The organism is Psychroserpens sp. SPM9, assembly GCF_025153525.1.
In the GTDB taxonomy this organism is placed as follows: domain Bacteria; phylum Bacteroidota; class Bacteroidia; order Flavobacteriales; family Flavobacteriaceae; genus Psychroserpens.
On record NZ_JANZNR010000005.1, the window covers coordinates 212,799 to 228,723 of the forward strand.

18 protein-coding genes are annotated in these 15,925 nt (G+C 34.2%); 5 read left to right on the forward strand and 13 right to left on the reverse strand.

The window, feature by feature from the left end; all coding sequences use genetic code 11:
• Positions 1 to 13 precede the first annotated feature (13 nt).
• The 3 genes from N4270_RS11615 to N4270_RS11625 all read right to left on the reverse strand — a co-directional run bounded on the left by N4270_RS11615 (position 14) and on the right by N4270_RS11625 (position 2,715).
• Complete coding sequence (locus N4270_RS11615) at positions 14 to 1,315, reverse strand: cell surface protein (RefSeq protein WP_260097342.1); 1,302 nt, start codon at positions 1,313 to 1,315, stop codon at positions 14 to 16.
• A gap of 87 nt (positions 1,316 to 1,402) precedes the next feature.
• Positions 1,403 to 1,966, reverse strand: coding sequence for a DUF4331 domain-containing protein (locus N4270_RS11620; RefSeq protein ID WP_260097343.1), 564 nt, complete (start codon positions 1,964 to 1,966; stop codon positions 1,403 to 1,405).
• Positions 1,967 to 2,022: 56 nt separating this feature from the next.
• Complete coding sequence (locus N4270_RS11625) at positions 2,023 to 2,715, reverse strand: DUF4331 domain-containing protein (RefSeq protein ID WP_260097344.1); 693 nt, start codon at positions 2,713 to 2,715, stop codon at positions 2,023 to 2,025.
• A gap of 148 nt (positions 2,716 to 2,863) precedes the next feature.
• Here N4270_RS11625 and N4270_RS11630 point away from each other — a divergent pair, with 148 nt between their 5' ends.
• Entirely contained in the window at positions 2,864 to 3,304 is a 441-nt protein-coding gene (locus N4270_RS11630) for a nucleoside deaminase (protein ID WP_260097345.1), read from the forward strand.
• A gap of 101 nt (positions 3,305 to 3,405) precedes the next feature.
• Complete coding sequence (locus N4270_RS11635) at positions 3,406 to 4,593, forward strand: LETM1-related biofilm-associated protein (protein WP_260097346.1); 1,188 nt, start codon at positions 3,406 to 3,408, stop codon at positions 4,591 to 4,593.
• Between the two features lie 14 nt (positions 4,594 to 4,607).
• Here N4270_RS11635 and N4270_RS11640 read toward each other — a convergent pair whose 3' ends face one another.
• The 6 genes from N4270_RS11640 to N4270_RS11665 are packed head-to-tail and all read right to left on the reverse strand — an operon-like array spanning position 4,608 to position 8,410.
• Positions 4,608 to 5,363: a LytTR family DNA-binding domain-containing protein gene (locus N4270_RS11640; protein ID WP_260097347.1), complete on the reverse strand. Its 756-nt coding sequence runs from the start codon at positions 5,361 to 5,363 to the stop codon at positions 4,608 to 4,610.
• Positions 5,364 to 5,418: 55 nt separating this feature from the next.
• Entirely contained in the window at positions 5,419 to 5,748 is a 330-nt protein-coding gene (locus N4270_RS11645; protein ID WP_260097348.1) for a 2TM domain-containing protein, read from the reverse strand.
• 20 nt (positions 5,749 to 5,768) lie between these two features.
• On the reverse strand, positions 5,769 to 6,083 hold the full coding sequence (locus tag N4270_RS11650) for a 2TM domain-containing protein (RefSeq protein ID WP_260097349.1): 315 nt from the start codon (positions 6,081 to 6,083) through the stop codon (positions 5,769 to 5,771).
• Complete coding sequence (locus N4270_RS11655; RefSeq protein ID WP_260097350.1) at positions 6,083 to 6,421, reverse strand: 2TM domain-containing protein; 339 nt, start codon at positions 6,419 to 6,421, stop codon at positions 6,083 to 6,085. The genes N4270_RS11650 and N4270_RS11655 overlap by 1 nt, the downstream gene beginning before the upstream one ends.
• Before the next feature lie 12 nt (positions 6,422 to 6,433).
• Positions 6,434 to 7,780, reverse strand: coding sequence for a histidine kinase (locus tag N4270_RS11660; RefSeq protein WP_260097351.1), 1,347 nt, complete (start codon positions 7,778 to 7,780; stop codon positions 6,434 to 6,436).
• A gap of 6 nt (positions 7,781 to 7,786) precedes the next feature.
• Positions 7,787 to 8,410: a M48 family metallopeptidase gene (locus N4270_RS11665; protein ID WP_260097352.1), complete on the reverse strand. Its 624-nt coding sequence runs from the start codon at positions 8,408 to 8,410 to the stop codon at positions 7,787 to 7,789.
• Positions 8,411 to 8,708: 298 nt separating this feature from the next.
• Here N4270_RS11665 and N4270_RS11670 point away from each other — a divergent pair, with 298 nt between their 5' ends.
• Both N4270_RS11670 and N4270_RS11675 read left to right on the forward strand, forming a co-directional pair.
• The gene (locus N4270_RS11670) at positions 8,709 to 10,502 is read left to right on the forward strand and encodes a serine hydrolase (RefSeq protein WP_260097353.1); all 1,794 of its coding nucleotides are present in this window, start codon (positions 8,709 to 8,711) and stop codon (positions 10,500 to 10,502) included.
• Positions 10,503 to 10,565: 63 nt separating this feature from the next.
• Positions 10,566 to 10,946, forward strand: coding sequence for a hypothetical protein (locus N4270_RS11675; protein WP_260097354.1), 381 nt, complete (start codon positions 10,566 to 10,568; stop codon positions 10,944 to 10,946).
• A gap of 90 nt (positions 10,947 to 11,036) precedes the next feature.
• On the opposite strand, the gene N4270_RS11680 is transcribed toward N4270_RS11675, so the two are convergent.
• The gene (locus tag N4270_RS11680; protein ID WP_260097355.1) at positions 11,037 to 11,969 is read right to left on the reverse strand and encodes a peptidylprolyl isomerase; all 933 of its coding nucleotides are present in this window, start codon (positions 11,967 to 11,969) and stop codon (positions 11,037 to 11,039) included.
• Positions 11,970 to 12,142: 173 nt separating this feature from the next.
• Between N4270_RS11680 and N4270_RS11685 the strand changes: the two genes are divergently transcribed.
• The gene (locus N4270_RS11685; RefSeq protein ID WP_260097356.1) at positions 12,143 to 12,598 is read left to right on the forward strand and encodes a hypothetical protein; all 456 of its coding nucleotides are present in this window, start codon (positions 12,143 to 12,145) and stop codon (positions 12,596 to 12,598) included.
• Positions 12,599 to 12,604: 6 nt separating this feature from the next.
• Here the strand turns inward: N4270_RS11685 and N4270_RS11690 are convergent, their stop codons facing one another.
• From N4270_RS11690 to N4270_RS11700, 3 genes are all read right to left on the reverse strand, one after another.
• The gene (locus tag N4270_RS11690; protein WP_260097357.1) at positions 12,605 to 13,219 is read right to left on the reverse strand and encodes a MarR family winged helix-turn-helix transcriptional regulator; all 615 of its coding nucleotides are present in this window, start codon (positions 13,217 to 13,219) and stop codon (positions 12,605 to 12,607) included.
• A gap of 104 nt (positions 13,220 to 13,323) precedes the next feature.
• On the reverse strand, positions 13,324 to 13,557 hold the full coding sequence (locus tag N4270_RS11695) for a thioredoxin family protein (RefSeq protein ID WP_260097358.1): 234 nt from the start codon (positions 13,555 to 13,557) through the stop codon (positions 13,324 to 13,326).
• Positions 13,558 to 13,675: 118 nt separating this feature from the next.
• Positions 13,676 to 15,877 carry an ATP-dependent DNA helicase RecQ gene (locus N4270_RS11700; RefSeq protein WP_260097359.1) on the reverse strand — a complete coding sequence of 734 codons (2,202 nt, stop codon included), beginning with the start codon at positions 15,875 to 15,877 and terminating at the stop codon, positions 13,676 to 13,678.
• Positions 15,878 to 15,925 lie beyond the last annotated feature (48 nt).

A 15,925-nucleotide genomic window follows, 5' to 3' on the forward strand; every position in this document is an offset into this window, starting at 1 on the left:
ATTAGGGTCTTAATTACAATTGATTAATTTTACTTTCCATTGTAGGTCCTAACTCATAAATACTAGCTAGCAATTCTTCTTTAAGCGGTTTGAGATCTTTTGTTTTTCCTGCGGATTTGTAGATTTCGGCAACATGATATAAGGTCTCAGGTTCAAACGTTTTATTAATGATATGTGTTTCAACAATAGTCAACGCTTTATCTAAGTCGCCATTATTGAAATAAGCCCAAGCCAATAAATCGTAGGATTGTGGTGTTGGTCTGTTAGCGACCTCCGTTTTAGCAATGGCAATTGCCTCTTCAAGATTTGCTTTTTCGTCAATATGTAACAATACATTGTATTTGTTATACATATCGCCATAGGCTGTATTTTGCATTGCTTTTTTATACAATTCTAACTGCGCTGCTTTCATGGCTCTATCACCTTTAAAATCAGCAATTTCAGATTTCAACAAATAATAATCTGGTGCTGTATAAGATGCCGTTACTGTATTTAAGATACGTAATGCTTCATCTGGATTTTTTTCATAAGAATAGACAATCCATGCGATACCTTTTTTTGCATAAGCATCATTTGGATCCAGTTCTAAAGCCTTTAAAAAGTGATGGTATGATTTTTCGATATCTCCTGCATGTCCGTAGAAATCAGCAATATTGGTATAGGACCATTGTTTTAAATCCGCTAAATTTGACGACTCAGCAATACGCATAGCCTTTTCCATATATTTAATAGCCGCATCTAAGTTTCCTTTATGATCACTCCATTTAGATAAGCGAATAAGGTAATCAAAATCACTAAAATTTTCGAAAGTTTTTAAGTATGATTGTGCTGTTTCATAATTTCCTAATTCTAAATGCACATCAAATAACATTTTTTGTGTAGCTGATAGGTTGCCTTTTAAATCTTCAGCGGTTTCTAAATGCTCTAAAGCGTCTTTAAATTTGTGTTGCGAGATATAATTGTAAGCTAAACTACGGAGGTATGAAGGATTATTAAACTTCGTTCGTTCATTAACTTGTAGTAAATGACTTTCGGCTTTTTTAAGATATTCTATTGTTCCTGTTGCAGAAAAATATTGAGAGTAAGTTGATGCTAATTGATTATGAAAACCATATTGATGAGGGGTTTGTTCTAATTTTTCAGACCAAAAGATTTCATTCTTCTGAGCGCGTTCCAGCGTTTCGTTTTCAGCTATAGCGAGATAATCGTTATAATCGTTTGAATTTGTAACGTTTTGCGTTGTATCTGTTTGGCAGTTGGTTAAAAGAACTGCTACAGCTACAAAAATCATATAGATGTGCTTTGTTGAGTTCATAATCGTGTGTTTTATATTTTTAGAGTCTTTGTTGTTAAAAAGAACTCTGAAATGGGCTGTTAGAATCCCATTTCAGAGTACATTAGTTTACCAAGGCGAAGCTAGGTATGGAAATGTTGATAAGAATGGTTTATCATTACCATCAACATTATCATTAATTAATCCAGGATTGGTAGGGTTACCCGTTAAGGCATCTGGACCACCAAAAATCAAGGTTAATTCTACATTGATAACGTCATCGGCTAAAGCGCGACCTGTTAATACATTAGTTCCATCAAAAAATGTGGTCGTACCATTTAAGGACACTGTTAAGACATCGGTAGCCAAAGCACCTGTAAATGTCGCAGCATCCCAAGTTAATGCGTTTGTTGTATAACCTGGATTTAATGCTAATAATTTAGCTTCAAATTTTGTTTGAAATGCAGCGCCTTGATTAGAAGGAATGGTTGTATTAAACATATTTTTATCTGCCATATCTACAAATACAGTATTTATAGCTGGTCTACCCATTTGATCTTGTTGTGCAAATGTCCCTGTAAAGTTAGGACCTGTTGGACCTGTTGGTCCGTTATCATCATCACTACTACAATTAAATGCTGTAAATGATACTAGCAATGCTATTGCTGTTAATTTTATATTATTGAATTTCATGTTCTTTAATTTTTTGTTTGTTAATAATTATAAGCGTCTTTTAAACATCAAATAGATTACTGTTTTCTTTTAGTTTCTACCCAAATATTTACAGAATCGCCATTACCAACCATAGATTTTGGTAATTCGACGACAATAGACAATACATTAGTACCTGCAAAAGAATCTGAAGCAAAACCATCACCAGTTCCTGCTGGTAAAAATGCCGTTTCCTCTTCACCGTCACCATCATCATCACCTGGAGTTACGATATCAACATATCTAAAGAAATCCATAAAAAACGGATCATCTCTTGGTCCAGCAAAAAAGCTCATTCCGTTGTTGGTTTCAACAATAGCTGAACCTCCAGTCGTAATTTGTACTTCATTACGAATTGCAGTATCTGCAAGAATGGTACTATTTAATCCTGATTGCGAAGGTGCTATCGGACCAAAGAAATACATCACACCATCTCTTGGTATGGCTTGAATAACTAAGTCGGCCACAGCATCACCATCATTATCTATATTAAATTCTACCAACACATTTTCATCAAATGCAGCACTTGCTGTATTGGCAGGAGTAATTAGCCCTTGTACATTGGCTACAAACACAATATTATCTGTGTTTTGACCTTCAAAGGCATAAATGTCGGTGATATCACTTGTACCACCAGCAACAGCAGGCGCATCAATGTGATCGGCTGCAATTGCAAAGAAGCCAGCAATCGTTAGAATAGCCGCTCCAATTAAAATTTTTGATTTTTTCATAATATTTGAGATTTTGTTGTTTAATTATTAGTCTCTGCATACACTTACGGAAAAATCACAAATGCGGTTTTGTTAAAACTATGTTAACAACAAAAAAATTCGCTTTAAGAGATAAAGAATTAACTTTACGTATTATAAACAAGCTAATATGAGAGATGCATTTTTAGAAGCGGCAATCAAAGAAGCCAAAATAGGTTTACAAGAAGGAGGAATTCCAATAGGATCTGTTATTGTTCACCGTAATAAAATTCTTGGGAAAGGCCATAACAAGCGCGTACAAGATGGTAGTGTTATTCTACATGGCGAAATGGATGCCTTAGAAAACGCTGGAAGACAAAACGCATCGGTTTACAAAGAAAGTGTCTTATATACAACGCTTTCGCCATGTTCGATGTGTACCGGTACAATACTTCTATATGGTATCCCAAAAGTGGTTATTGGAGAGCATCAAACATTTATGGGCGAAGAAGATTTATTAAGATCAAAAGGTGTTGAAGTGGTCGTTGTTAATGATGAAGAATGTATTGAAATGATGAAAACATTTATAAAACATCAACCCAAATTATGGAATGAAGACATAGGTGTATAAGCCAATTATGGTCGTTTATATTTTATACGCTTTCCTCGTAAAAAAACTCAAGACGAGTTGAAATAAAAAATTAACTTTGCACTGTCTAAAAACAAAAATACATGAACCCATCGACTAGTGGTTGGATTGAAAAATTCTGTTCGTTGCTCTCAAAAAAAGGAATACCTTTTGAGAACTATGAGGACTTATATGATGGATTAAAAGCTAACGGATTTATTTATGGTGTCAATATTGGCATTATAGATCAGATTGATAAAACGCTTAAGTATTCTGAAGATGAATTAGCTAAAGTCAACCTAATTACTGGACTCTATCACATATACTATTTTAGAAAAGGGACCGTTACCAAAAATGAATTTATTGCTGAATTACTAGGCTTTTATAAAGCTTTAGAAGTTGCTGATTTATCACTTTGGGACAAGTTATTTATTGGAAAAAGTAAGACTTCAATGCTTGAACGTTTGATACATGACCGCATTAAAATTGACGACAATCTGCTCACTCGAAACTTCAATAAGTCGATTACCAATTCATTATTGTTTTCAGATATCCTGACTTTTGATGCTTACTTAACTCAAAATATTGAACCCAATTCGTATACTGCAAAGCTAGAAAGTATTATTATTGGGACCTTATACCAATCTTTAAACTCTAAGAGTAAAATTTCAGATTACGACAAAGAAATCATCAATATTTTTGAATCTTCGGTGTCTTTTCTTGAAGATGATGATAATGATATTGAAGACCTTATTTACGACATTGATTATGATATCAATTATAATGAAAAAAAGTACCTCTTAGACTTAATGTGCCTGTCGGTTTGGGATGATGAAATTTTAGAGCGTTCTGAATATCAGTTCTTAAAACAATTATCTAAACGGCTTCATATTGATAAATCTGAAATACAAGATTCTATTTTATGCGTGTCTAACTTTCATGAAAAGCATAAGAAAGAGGTGATGTTATTTTTACAGACAAACCCTTTAGGTAATTTTTATGAAAACTCGTCCCAATTAGTTAACAAACTTATTAGGCGCAACAGTAAACGCTTGATAAAAGAAATGCGTCAAAGCAAAGAGTTGATGTTACTTATTACCAAGTCAACACACTCCGATCTCAGTAAAGAAGAACAAAAACAAATGCAAGCGCAATTGCTTGACACTTTAAAAGCCATACCGAGTTTGGCAATATTTATGTTGCCTGGAGGCGCTATATTATTACCGCTTTTTGCAAAATTAATTCCGAATTTATTACCATCGGCTTTTGATGATAACCGTATTGAAGACTAATTGATTTTCAACTTCTAACTAAGCCATTCTTTAAAATCTTTAACACGTTCTCTGGCTACGATAACGTCTTGTTCTTTATAAGAATTTAATTTAATTTGAAGTCGGGAATTGGTATAACTCACCATATCCTTGATGGCATTGACATTCACATAAAATTTGCGACTGATTCTAAAAAATTTGTGAGGTTCTAATTCTTCTTCAAGTTGTTCTAAAGTGGTGTCCAATAAATAATTTCTACCTTCAGAAGTATAGGCATACGTCCCTTTATTTTCACTGTAAAAACATTCAATATCGTCAATATTAATCAACTTAAGATGCTGACCAACTTTTACTGAAAACCGCTTTTTATACTCGCGTTCGATAGGGTTTACAAGTAATTTTTTAATATCATTAAAATCGAGAGTAACCGATTGTTGTTTTGGCAGACGTTCTTTATATTTTGAAACCGCTTTAGCTAGATCATCTTCATCAATAGGCTTTAACAAATAATCGATACTATTTAACTTAAACGCCTGTAAAGCGTATTCATCATAAGCTGTGGTGAAAATAACAGCCGAATTAATATCGATAGTTTCAAAAATCTCAAATGACAAACCATCACTCAACTGAATATCTAAAAAAATCAAATCAGGATGTGCATTATTTTGAAACCAATTTATAGATTCTTCAACCGAATGCAACATCGTTTGTGCTTCCAGATTTAATTCTGTTAACATCCGTTGTAAACGTCTAGCTGAAGGTTTTTCGTCTTCAATAATGATTGTTTTCATCTGTTTTTAAAATTTATTTCTTTACGTATTAATATATGTGATTTCTTGTCGTTGATTATTCCCAGATTTTGGTTTCTACCTTGTCTTCGTCTTTTTCTTCTAATAACTGCTTAATTTTTTTATCCTCCCAACTTTTCCGAAAGAGCAACCTTCCTTTAAAAACACGCCAGCCATGTATGAAGATGATAATGGTCCAAAATACGATTATAGAAATATTTAAACCTGTGATTACATCCGTATAAGGTCCTTCTAAAATGTAAAAATTATACGCGATAAGTGCAATTACAATACCATATAAGATTAAATGCAAATAGAAAATTTTAAGTTTCTGGACGCTCTCTTTTGCTTTATTATAGCGTTTTTTCTCTTCATCAAGTGATGTCATAATACTCCTATTTAATTTTATTATTCCCAACCTTGAGACTCTTGCTCAATATATTTTTTAATCCGACGTGCTTCCCAGTTTTTCCCAAAAATTAAGTTTGGTAAAAATACAGAAGCCGCATGAGCTAATAAACCAATTCCCCAGAATGAAAGTGTGATAAAATTTTGCCAATGAAAATAACTTTCGCCTTCATCTAAATTTTGAATATTTATATAGCATATCACAAGATTAACGACAATATAAACTATAAGATGCGAATAAAACTTTTTGAGTTGTTTAACGCGTTTTGCTGCAAATTGATAACGCTCTTGATATAAAATTTTATCTGTGTCCATTAGTCCCAATGTTCTTTATCTTTCTCCATAAGTTCTTTAATTTTGCGCTCTTCCCAATGCTTTCCGAATAAAAAATCGGGTCCATAAACACCCATAAAATGGAAGAAAACACCAATTCCCCAAAATAAGGCTGTAGCAAATGTTCCAAAACTCCATAGTTCTCCGCCATTAGTTACAATTAAAATAATGATAAGGATATTCACTATCACATAGGAGGCAAAGTGCCAGTAAAAACCTAATAAGGCCTTTACTTTTTTTTGAGCTCTTAGGTAGGCTTCCTCTTTTTCAAAAGCCCTATGATTTCTATTATTTCTGTAATGATCTAAATTATTTTCCATGATTTTTAAATATTAATTCCAACGTTCTTCTTCTTCCTCACGCATGAATTTTTCAATTTTGCGTTGTTCCCAGCCTTTTCCCAGTACACCATCATTGACATACACTTTGTACGCATGAAATGCCAATCCCATTCCCCAACCAAACATTGGGAACCAGAACCACTGAATGGTATTTGGTGTATAACGATACCAGATAAAAAATAAAAAGGGAATCACTAAGCAATAGGAGATTAAACTATAATAAAACTCTTTCATGTCTTCGACACGCTTACGTGCTCTTACATACCTGTCGTCAAATTTTGATTTTGGTTCGATTGCTTTCATAATTGATACTTGTTTTGTTAGCATTGGTATTGCAACTGCAAAACGGTTTGCTTGTTGATTGATTGATACGGTTTTATTTGATAATAATTTATAGCGTTGTTTGATATTTTCTAAACCTACACCACTACTCTTTTTTACAATTTGTTTAGGCTGAAGGTTATTTTCTACAACGAGCATACCCTCTGATTCATAAATCTTGATATGCAAAGGTTTGCTACTGGTGACCATATTGTGCTTCACAGCATTTTCTAACAGCAATTGTAAGGACAAAGGCACTACTTTACTTTCTGGGTTTGTTGCCTGATCTGGTATTTCAAAAATAATACTGTCTTCAAATCGCATTTTTAAAAGTGACATATAGGTTCGTGCAAAATTCAGCTCTTCATCTACAGTAATTAAATCCTTATTTTTCTGCTCCAGTACATAACGATAAACCTTAGACAATGAGGTGGTAAACTTTTGGGCGTTTTTAGGGTTTTCTTCAATTAAACTTGTTAAAACATTTAAGCTATTAAACAAAAAGTGTGGATCTAATTGATTTTTTAAAGCATCAAATTTCGCACTTGCTGTACCTGCAATAACCTTTTGTTCTTTAATCTTATTTTTCTGGTATCTGTTATAGAAAAATATAATGTGAAATACAGATACAATACTCAAGGTAATCCAGAGCCCGAAACTATAGCCTTGCCAGGTTTCATTTTTGATAAATTCTTCAAAAGTGACGCCATATAACAACACTGATGTTAAGGCTCTTAGTAAAAATAATGCAATTAAAGTGATGACTGTAGCTCCAATAACACCAATGATGATACGTTTAATAGTATCGCCTTTTTTCCATTGGCGCTGCTCCATATAATCAAAGAACGCCATATTAGAGTACCCTAAAACAAAAGCATAGAGTTGATAAAGCCCAAAGTCAATTAAAAAGTCATTAACCGTTTTAAAATCAAAACCTCCAGATAGTACATTTCCAATAACGAAAACTAGACATCCAATAATGAAGGTTATAATGATATTTTTAACTGATTTAGTCATAATATTTTACTCTTTACAAGATTTAGCAACCTGTTCTGCACGCTCTTTTCCCCAATTTGGATGTAAGTTGCTTTCTGGTTTAAAGGTAGCAAAAAGTTCAATTGATTTTTCTATTTCAACACAATAGGGTTTGGTGTCTTGCCCAAAATATTTGGCACTTCCCATCGCCCAATCGGCTTTATTAAAGACCACTCTTGGATTTTTTGGTGCCAGCTTATAAGCCTTATTATAAAGCTCAGTAATTTTCCCAGCATATTTCATCCCATAAGTCGCACCATCAAAAGCAACCCAGTTGGTTAACACATGTGCTTGCAGCACTAATAGTTCTGGGTTATCTTTACTTATGGTCATAGCCTTATCGATGTGATCTTGTGCTTTGTCCAACTGTGCTTTCAAAACATTTTCATCCTTTTCTGTCCAGCTTTTTAAACTGTTAATTTGAGCTATATAATAATGAGGTAACCATTTATCGGTTTCAGCCTTAGCAATGCGCTCGAACATATTTTCGGCTTCATCAGTTTTATTCTCTTGCCAGAGTTTGAACGCTTTTTGCATTCCTTTTTCATAATTGGTTTGAGCTGTTGTAATCCCTGAAACCAATAGCAGTACGATGATTATTAATTTTTGCATAATATTAAAGTGTTATGATTTGTATTATAATTTGAGTTTATATGAGATAAAATAATTGACTTAAAAAAATAAAAATTAAGATATTGACTAAGACACTCATGATATTGTTTTTTTATACTGAAATAACTTCAGCTTGATTGATGAGACAAATATCCAACAGAAGGCTTCAGTTTTAAAAAGCAAATGACCGAATTGTATTTTTTTAATGACGAATTGTAAAATATCTGAAGATTTAAGTAACTTATTGCTTTACCATACTACTAACACTATATCTATTCAAACAAAACAACCAATACAAATGAAAAAATTAGCTTTACTCTTATGTGCGTTATTGATGACTATTTCAATTGATGCGCAAGACAAACGACTTAAAGGTGTCGAAAAAGAACTAAACAAAATTCTTGAAGCAACTAAAGCAGCTGGTTTTGCTGTGGCTGTTGTAGATGGCGATAAAATTGTATATGCTAAAGGCTTTGGCTATAGCGATTATGAAAATAAAATTCCTGCTGATGCCAATACACTTTTTGCGATCGGCTCCTCCACAAAAGCATTTACTTCGGCTATTCTGGGTTTATTAAGAGCCGATGATAAATTATCATTTGATGATAACCCTCGAAAACACATTCCTGAATTAGAGTTCTTTGACGACAATATGAATAACAACATGATTATCAAAGATTTGATGAGACATAGTACAGGATTACCACGCCATGATGGTTCCTGGTACTACTTTCCTACACATAGTAAAGACAGTCTTATGATGCGAATCAAACATCACGAACCTTTTACAGGAATTAGACAACAATGGTATTATAATAACTTCGGATTTCTTGCTCAAGGCGTCATTGCTGAGCGAATTACAAGTAAAAGCTGGGAAGACAATCTAAAAGAGTACTTTTTTACGCCTTTAGAAATGAACCGAACGAATGCTTCAATTGCTGAAATGAAATCAAGTTCAAACGCAGCCTTAGGTTATGAAGTTAAAGATGATCAAATTAAAAAAATGGACTATTACGACATCGCCGGAATGTCGCCTGCCGGAAGCATAAACAGCAGTGTTAATGATATGTCTAAGTGGTTAATCACATGGATGAATAATGGTAAATACAAAGACAGCGAAATTATTCCTGAAAACTATATTAACGAAGCCATGAGCTCGCAAATGGTCGTTGGCGGCAATATCCCTGATGAAAAATTTCCAGATATCCATTTTGCTAATTATGGCTACGGATGGTTTTTACAATCTTATAAAGGTCATTATCGTGTTGATCATGGTGGTAATATTGACGGATTCTCAGCTAATGTCGCGTTTTTCCCTACCGATAAAATTGGTATCGTTGTATTAGCCAATCAAAATGGGTCGCCTGTGCCCTCATTGGTTAGAAATACGATTGCCGACAGAATGATTGGTGAGGCGCGTACCGATTGGGTTGGACGCTATGAAGACGAACTAGAAAAGGGTAAAAAAGCCCAAAAAGATGCTGAAGAAAATTCGGAAACCTCTAACGTCAAAAACACAAAACCATCTCATATTAGCTTAGACTACACAGGAACCTATGCTCATGAAGGCTACGGAAAATTTGAAATTGTCTCAGAAAATGATTCCTTATTTAGCACCATCAATTCAGATAAAATTTATTTACATCACTACCATTATGATGTATTTGAGATGATTGATGTTATTGAAGGCAAAGTAGATACGGCTTCCTATGGAAAATCTATAAAAATCGCATTTGCTACCAACGATGCTGGTGATATTTCTGGAGCAAAACTTAAAATTGAACCGACATTAGACGCTCTTGAATTTAAGCGTACGCCAAACACCATCGATGTTGACACCAAAACATTAGAACAGTATACAGGCGAGTACGATATCTCGGGAACCGGATTTAAAATATTTATCAAAAATGAGGCGCTTTATCTTTTTATAAAAGGGCAACCTGAATATGAATTGATTCCAACAGCAAAACACAAGTTTTCATTTAAAACGCTTGAAGGTTTTAAAATTGAATTTATAGAATCTGAGAACGGAACCATAACCGAGTTAAAAGCCATACAACCTAACGGAACATTTGTTGCTAAACGTAAGTAAATTGATGTTGTCATGAAGTACTAAATATATAAGGTTTGCGTTTAACCTATATAAACCAACAGTATGAAAAAACTTCTTATAGGTCTGGCAGCTTTCGTTCTTCTTATGGCGATGTTATATGGTGGATTACATCTCTTCGGAAAAATAATTTACGATTCTCAATCATGTGACATGTATAATATTGATAATATCGAGTTGAGAACAGGAATTAATGTCCCGCAAATCACATCGACAGACTGCGAATGCAAAGACAATCGGAAGTTCTCGAAATTCGTTATTGATACCAGTAAAGTAGATGTAGACAACTATATTTCAAGAAATGACTTTACCTTAATTGACGACCTGTACATTAAAGAAAATGACACGAAAAATTCGACTTACAAGGTGGTTTTCAATAAAAAAACTGCCGAACTTATTGTCGATTTAACCTATAAGGACAATTAACTTGAGCAGAAGACAAACAAAAAAAGCACCAATATATTTGGTGCTTTTTTTATAATTATAATTTAAGATTCAGAATCTGAATTGTTCAACTTATTTGACATCCATCAACTCGACATCAAAAACCAAAGTTGCATTTGGTGGAATTACACCTCCAGCACCAGCGGAACCATATCCTAAATCACTAGGAATTACCAATCGCGCTTTGTCTCCAACATTTAGTAAACAAATCCCTTCATCCCATCCTGGAATAACCTGACCAACACCAACTTGAAAATCTAATGGTGCATTTCTTTTGTATGAGGAATCAAATACGGTTCCGTCAGCTAACTGGCCTTTATAATGTACCGACACTGTTTTTCCTGCTTCGGCAGCTTTACCAGCTCCTTTTTGGATAATCTGGTAACGCAATCCGCTTTTGGTTTCTTCAAAACCTGAAGCTAATTTATCTAACTCAGCTCTTGCTGCTTCTCTTTCGGCCGCAACTCTTGCTTCTCTAGCACCTTCAAAAACTCTAAATGCTTCAACAGCATTAAAACTTTCAGCGTCGTTTCCAACTCTAACAATTTCCAAAGTTTCAATTTCGTCACCTTGAGCAATCGCATCAACTACATCTTGTCCTTCTACTACCTTTCCGAAGACTGTATGATTATTATCCAACCAAGGGGTCTCAACGTGTGTGATAAAAAACTGACTTCCGTTAGTACCTGGTCCAGCATTTGCCATAGACAATACGCCTGGTCCATCATGTTTTAAATCTGGGTGAAATTCGTCATCAAATTTATAACCTGGATTTCCTGTTCCTGTTCCTTGTGGGCAACCTCCTTGAATCATAAAATCTGGAATAACTCTGTGAAATTTCAATCCGTCATAATAAGGTGTCCCTTGTGGCTTTACATCATTTTCTAAATTTCCTTCAGCTAAAGCAACAAAGTTACCCACTGTTCCTGGAGTTTTTTGAAATTCTAAAGCGACTAAAATTTCGCCTTTTGTCGTATTAAATTTTGCGTATAAACCGTCTTGCATCGTGTTTTATTTTAATTGAGGTGCAAAGATACACAATGATTTATGATATACGAATTACGACTTATGAAATTATGCAACCTAAAGAAATCGTATAATCGTACTATTGCTTTATGACAATCGCTTATAATTTTGCAAGCCTCAATATTAAACTTAATTTTGTGAAAACTCTTTTTATGAACTTTATTACCAAATTAAAAGCAGCCTTCGGAAATCCTCGTGCGATGGAAAAAACACATGTTGATGATCATACTGAAGCCATTATTAATGATATTGAACATGAACCTTTTGCTATTGCTGATGATAATGTTTTATATGCAGGCTTGAATGAACTGGGTGGCTATTATTTTTTTCAGACCGTTATTGTTGGCACCTTTCATACCAAAACAAAAAAAGGAGCACAGTTAAAAATTATTGGTGATGGTTTTGAATTGGATTTAAATTCGGATATGCTCGAACTGGAATCAGATCATTCTAATGTCTCTAATAGAAACATCTCAAAAATAGATTTCCAAATTGAAGCTATAGACGCTGCCAAAATTGCAAAAGAGAACATCCAAAAATTGGTACTTACCTCCAAAAAACAGGAGCTCTCTTTTTTTATATATGACAGTACTGATGAAGAGGAATAGAATATATTAACTAACAGGCTTTGCCACAAATTCTGGGCAATCTAATCGGATAGAATTAGTAACTAACTCTTTTTCTAAAAGATTACAGTAATGTACAGCTCCATTCTTTTCATAAAATTTACAAGCAAAGCAAGTCCGCTGAACGGTTAGTATACCACTTCTGTTTAATTTATAAATAAGTGTACTTATAGTTTGGAATATAGCTTCTAAATCTGGCGGACTAAAATTATCGATTTGGGATTTTAACGGATGCGCAAAGTCGTGAATTTCAGAAACCATAGCTTCTCCCAGAGCCGATAACTGAATTGTGTATCTGCGTTGATCTGAAGACGAAAAGACTTTGACAATAAGTGCTTTTTTATCGAGAATTTTAATAGCATCACTAACTGTAGGTTTGGTAACATTAAATTCTTTGGCTAAATGACTCACACTACATAAGGACTCTTTGTGAAATGCAATGAATATGAGGATTTGAATTTGTATGGGACTCAAGCCCACAACCTTTGATTTCTCCCAAAGCAAAATTTTAAATACTTCGGAAATGCGTTCGAGTCCTGTAACGATTTTACTTGACAAATCGTTTTGTTGCTGATTTGGATTAAAAACACTATTGTCTTTCATAAAAAAAGTCCCGCTTTAAGTTGCGGGACAAAGTTAGTCATCCTAATTAAATTAATCAGACAATTTTTATTTAAATTAGGATTCCTAACTACATAAATTAAAAATTAGCCTTTGACATCTGCCATTGAAGCTCCAAAATTAATGTGTAAGGTGTTTCCGTTTGGCGTTACTAATGCTGGAACCGATTCTACTCCAGCTTGTTCAGCTTCCAGAATACGAGAACGGTCTTCACCAATATTAACAACTTCTACGTTATCTTTTCCTACTAAATTAATGATGTCGTGCTCTGCACTTACACAAACCGGGCATCCTGCGTGATAAAAAATGGATTTACTCATGATATTAAATATTTGTTGATGCATTATTGCACTACAAATATAGTAAGGATTCCTAACTATTAAAATTATTTAACATTTTTTCTAGGGTATAGATACTTAAAAACTAAGACGGTTTGAATTAATTCGCTACTTCACTGATAAACTTGATGCGGTATAAACGTAGTTCTTCATCGTCGTAATCGCCATCAAATTCTTCGATAGCCAAATCGATTTTATCGGTTTCAGATTCCATAAAGTACTCATGAATTTCTTCTTGTTGGTCTTCATCTAATAAATCATCTAACCAATAATTAATATTCAATTTAGTTCCTGAATAAACTATGGCTTCCATTTCTTTGATGAATTCTGGCATAGACATCCCTTTAGACGACGCTATATCTGTAAGTGGTAATTTACGATCTACATTTTGAATGATATACAATTTAATAGCCGAGTTAGAACCTGTACTTTTTACAACAAAGTCATCAGGTCGAACAATATCATTATCTTCAACATACTGTGCGATTAGAGCGACAAAATCTTTACCATACTTTTTAGCTTTACCTTCTCCAACACCATGGACATTGCTTAATTCATCAATGGTGATTGGATATTTAAGTGCCATATCTTCCAAAGAAGGATCTTGAAAAATCACAAATGGTGGCACGCCTAAACTTTTAGCATTTCGCTTGCGTAGGTCTTTTAACATTTTCATTAAGGCTTCATCGGCAACGCCTCCTCCACCTTTAGCAACTGTGACAATACCATCATCACTTTCTTCATCAAAGACGTGATCTTCAGTCATCATAAACGATTGAGGAGACTTAATAAAAGCGTGTCCTTCTTCAGACAATCTTAAAACACCATACGTTTCGATATCTTTTTTTAGGAAACCTGCTACTAATACTTGTCGTATTAATGCCATCCAATAACGTTTATCGTGATTGTTACCAATTCCGAAGAACGGTTGGGCATCTGTTTTATGGGACGAAATTAAGGCATTGGTTTTTCCAATCAATACTTGTACTAAATCCTTAGACTTATATTTCTCATTCGTCTTTTCAACCGTTTCTAATAAAGTAACCACCTCATCTTGAGCCTCATGTTGTTTTTTAGGATGGCGAACATTATCATCCATATCGCCTCCTTCTCCTGTAGCATTATCAAATTCTTCTCCAAAATAATGAAGAATAAACTTTCGTCTCGATACCGAAGTTTCAGCAAAAGCGACCACTTCTTGCAATAAAGCATGACCAATCTCTTGTTCGGCAACCGGTTTACCAGACATGAATTTTTCTAATTTTTCAATGTCTTTATACGCATAGTATGCCAAACAGTGCCCTTCACCTCCATCGCGTCCTGCACGACCAGTTTCCTGATAATAACTTTCGATACTTTTTGGTATATCGTGGTGAATAACAAAGCGCACATCGGGTTTATCAATTCCCATTCCGAAAGCAATAGTAGCCACAACTACATCACAGTCTTCCATTAAGAACATATCCTGATGCTTGACTCTGGTTTTAGGATCTAATCCTGCGTGGTACGGAACCGCTTTAATACCATTCACCTGAAGTACTTGTGCTAATTCTTCTACACGTTTTCTGCTGAGGCAGTATACAATTCCAGATTTACCTTCGTTCTTTTTTACAAACCGAATGATATCCGCATCGACATTTTTAGTCTTCGGACGAATTTCATAATATAAATTTGGTCTGTTAAACGACGCCTTAAAAGTGGTTGCATTTTGAATATCTAAACTCTTTAAAATATCTTCTTGAACCTTAGGTGTCGCTGTAGCTGTAAGCCCAATAATTGGAATATTGTCACCAATTCGTTTTATAATATGACGCAAATTTCGGTATTCTGGTCTAAAATCATGACCCCATTCACTAATACAATGGGCTTCATCGACAGCCATAAAAGATATGGTCACCGATCTTAAAAACTCTACATGTTCTTCTTTAGTTAATGATTCTGGAGCAACATAGAGTAGTTTGGTGATTCCATTTGTAATATCTTCTTTAACCCGTTTGACTTCTGTTTTATTAAGTGAAGAATTTAAAACATGTGCTACGCCTTCTTCATTAGAGACGCCTCGAATGGCATCTACTTGATTTTTCATTAAGGCAATTAAAGGTGAAACAATAATTGCAGTGCCGTCTTTGATAAGTGCTGGAAGTTGATAACACAACGATTTCCCTCCACCAGTTGGCATAATAACAAATACATCCTCACCTGCAACAACGCTTTTTATAACACTTTCCTGAAGTCCTTTGAATTGAGAAAAACCGAAGTATTGTTTGAGTGCAGAATGTATATCAATTTCTTTTATACTCATTAATCCCTATTGGTATTTTTGATACATTTGCATAAACCTAAAGATAAC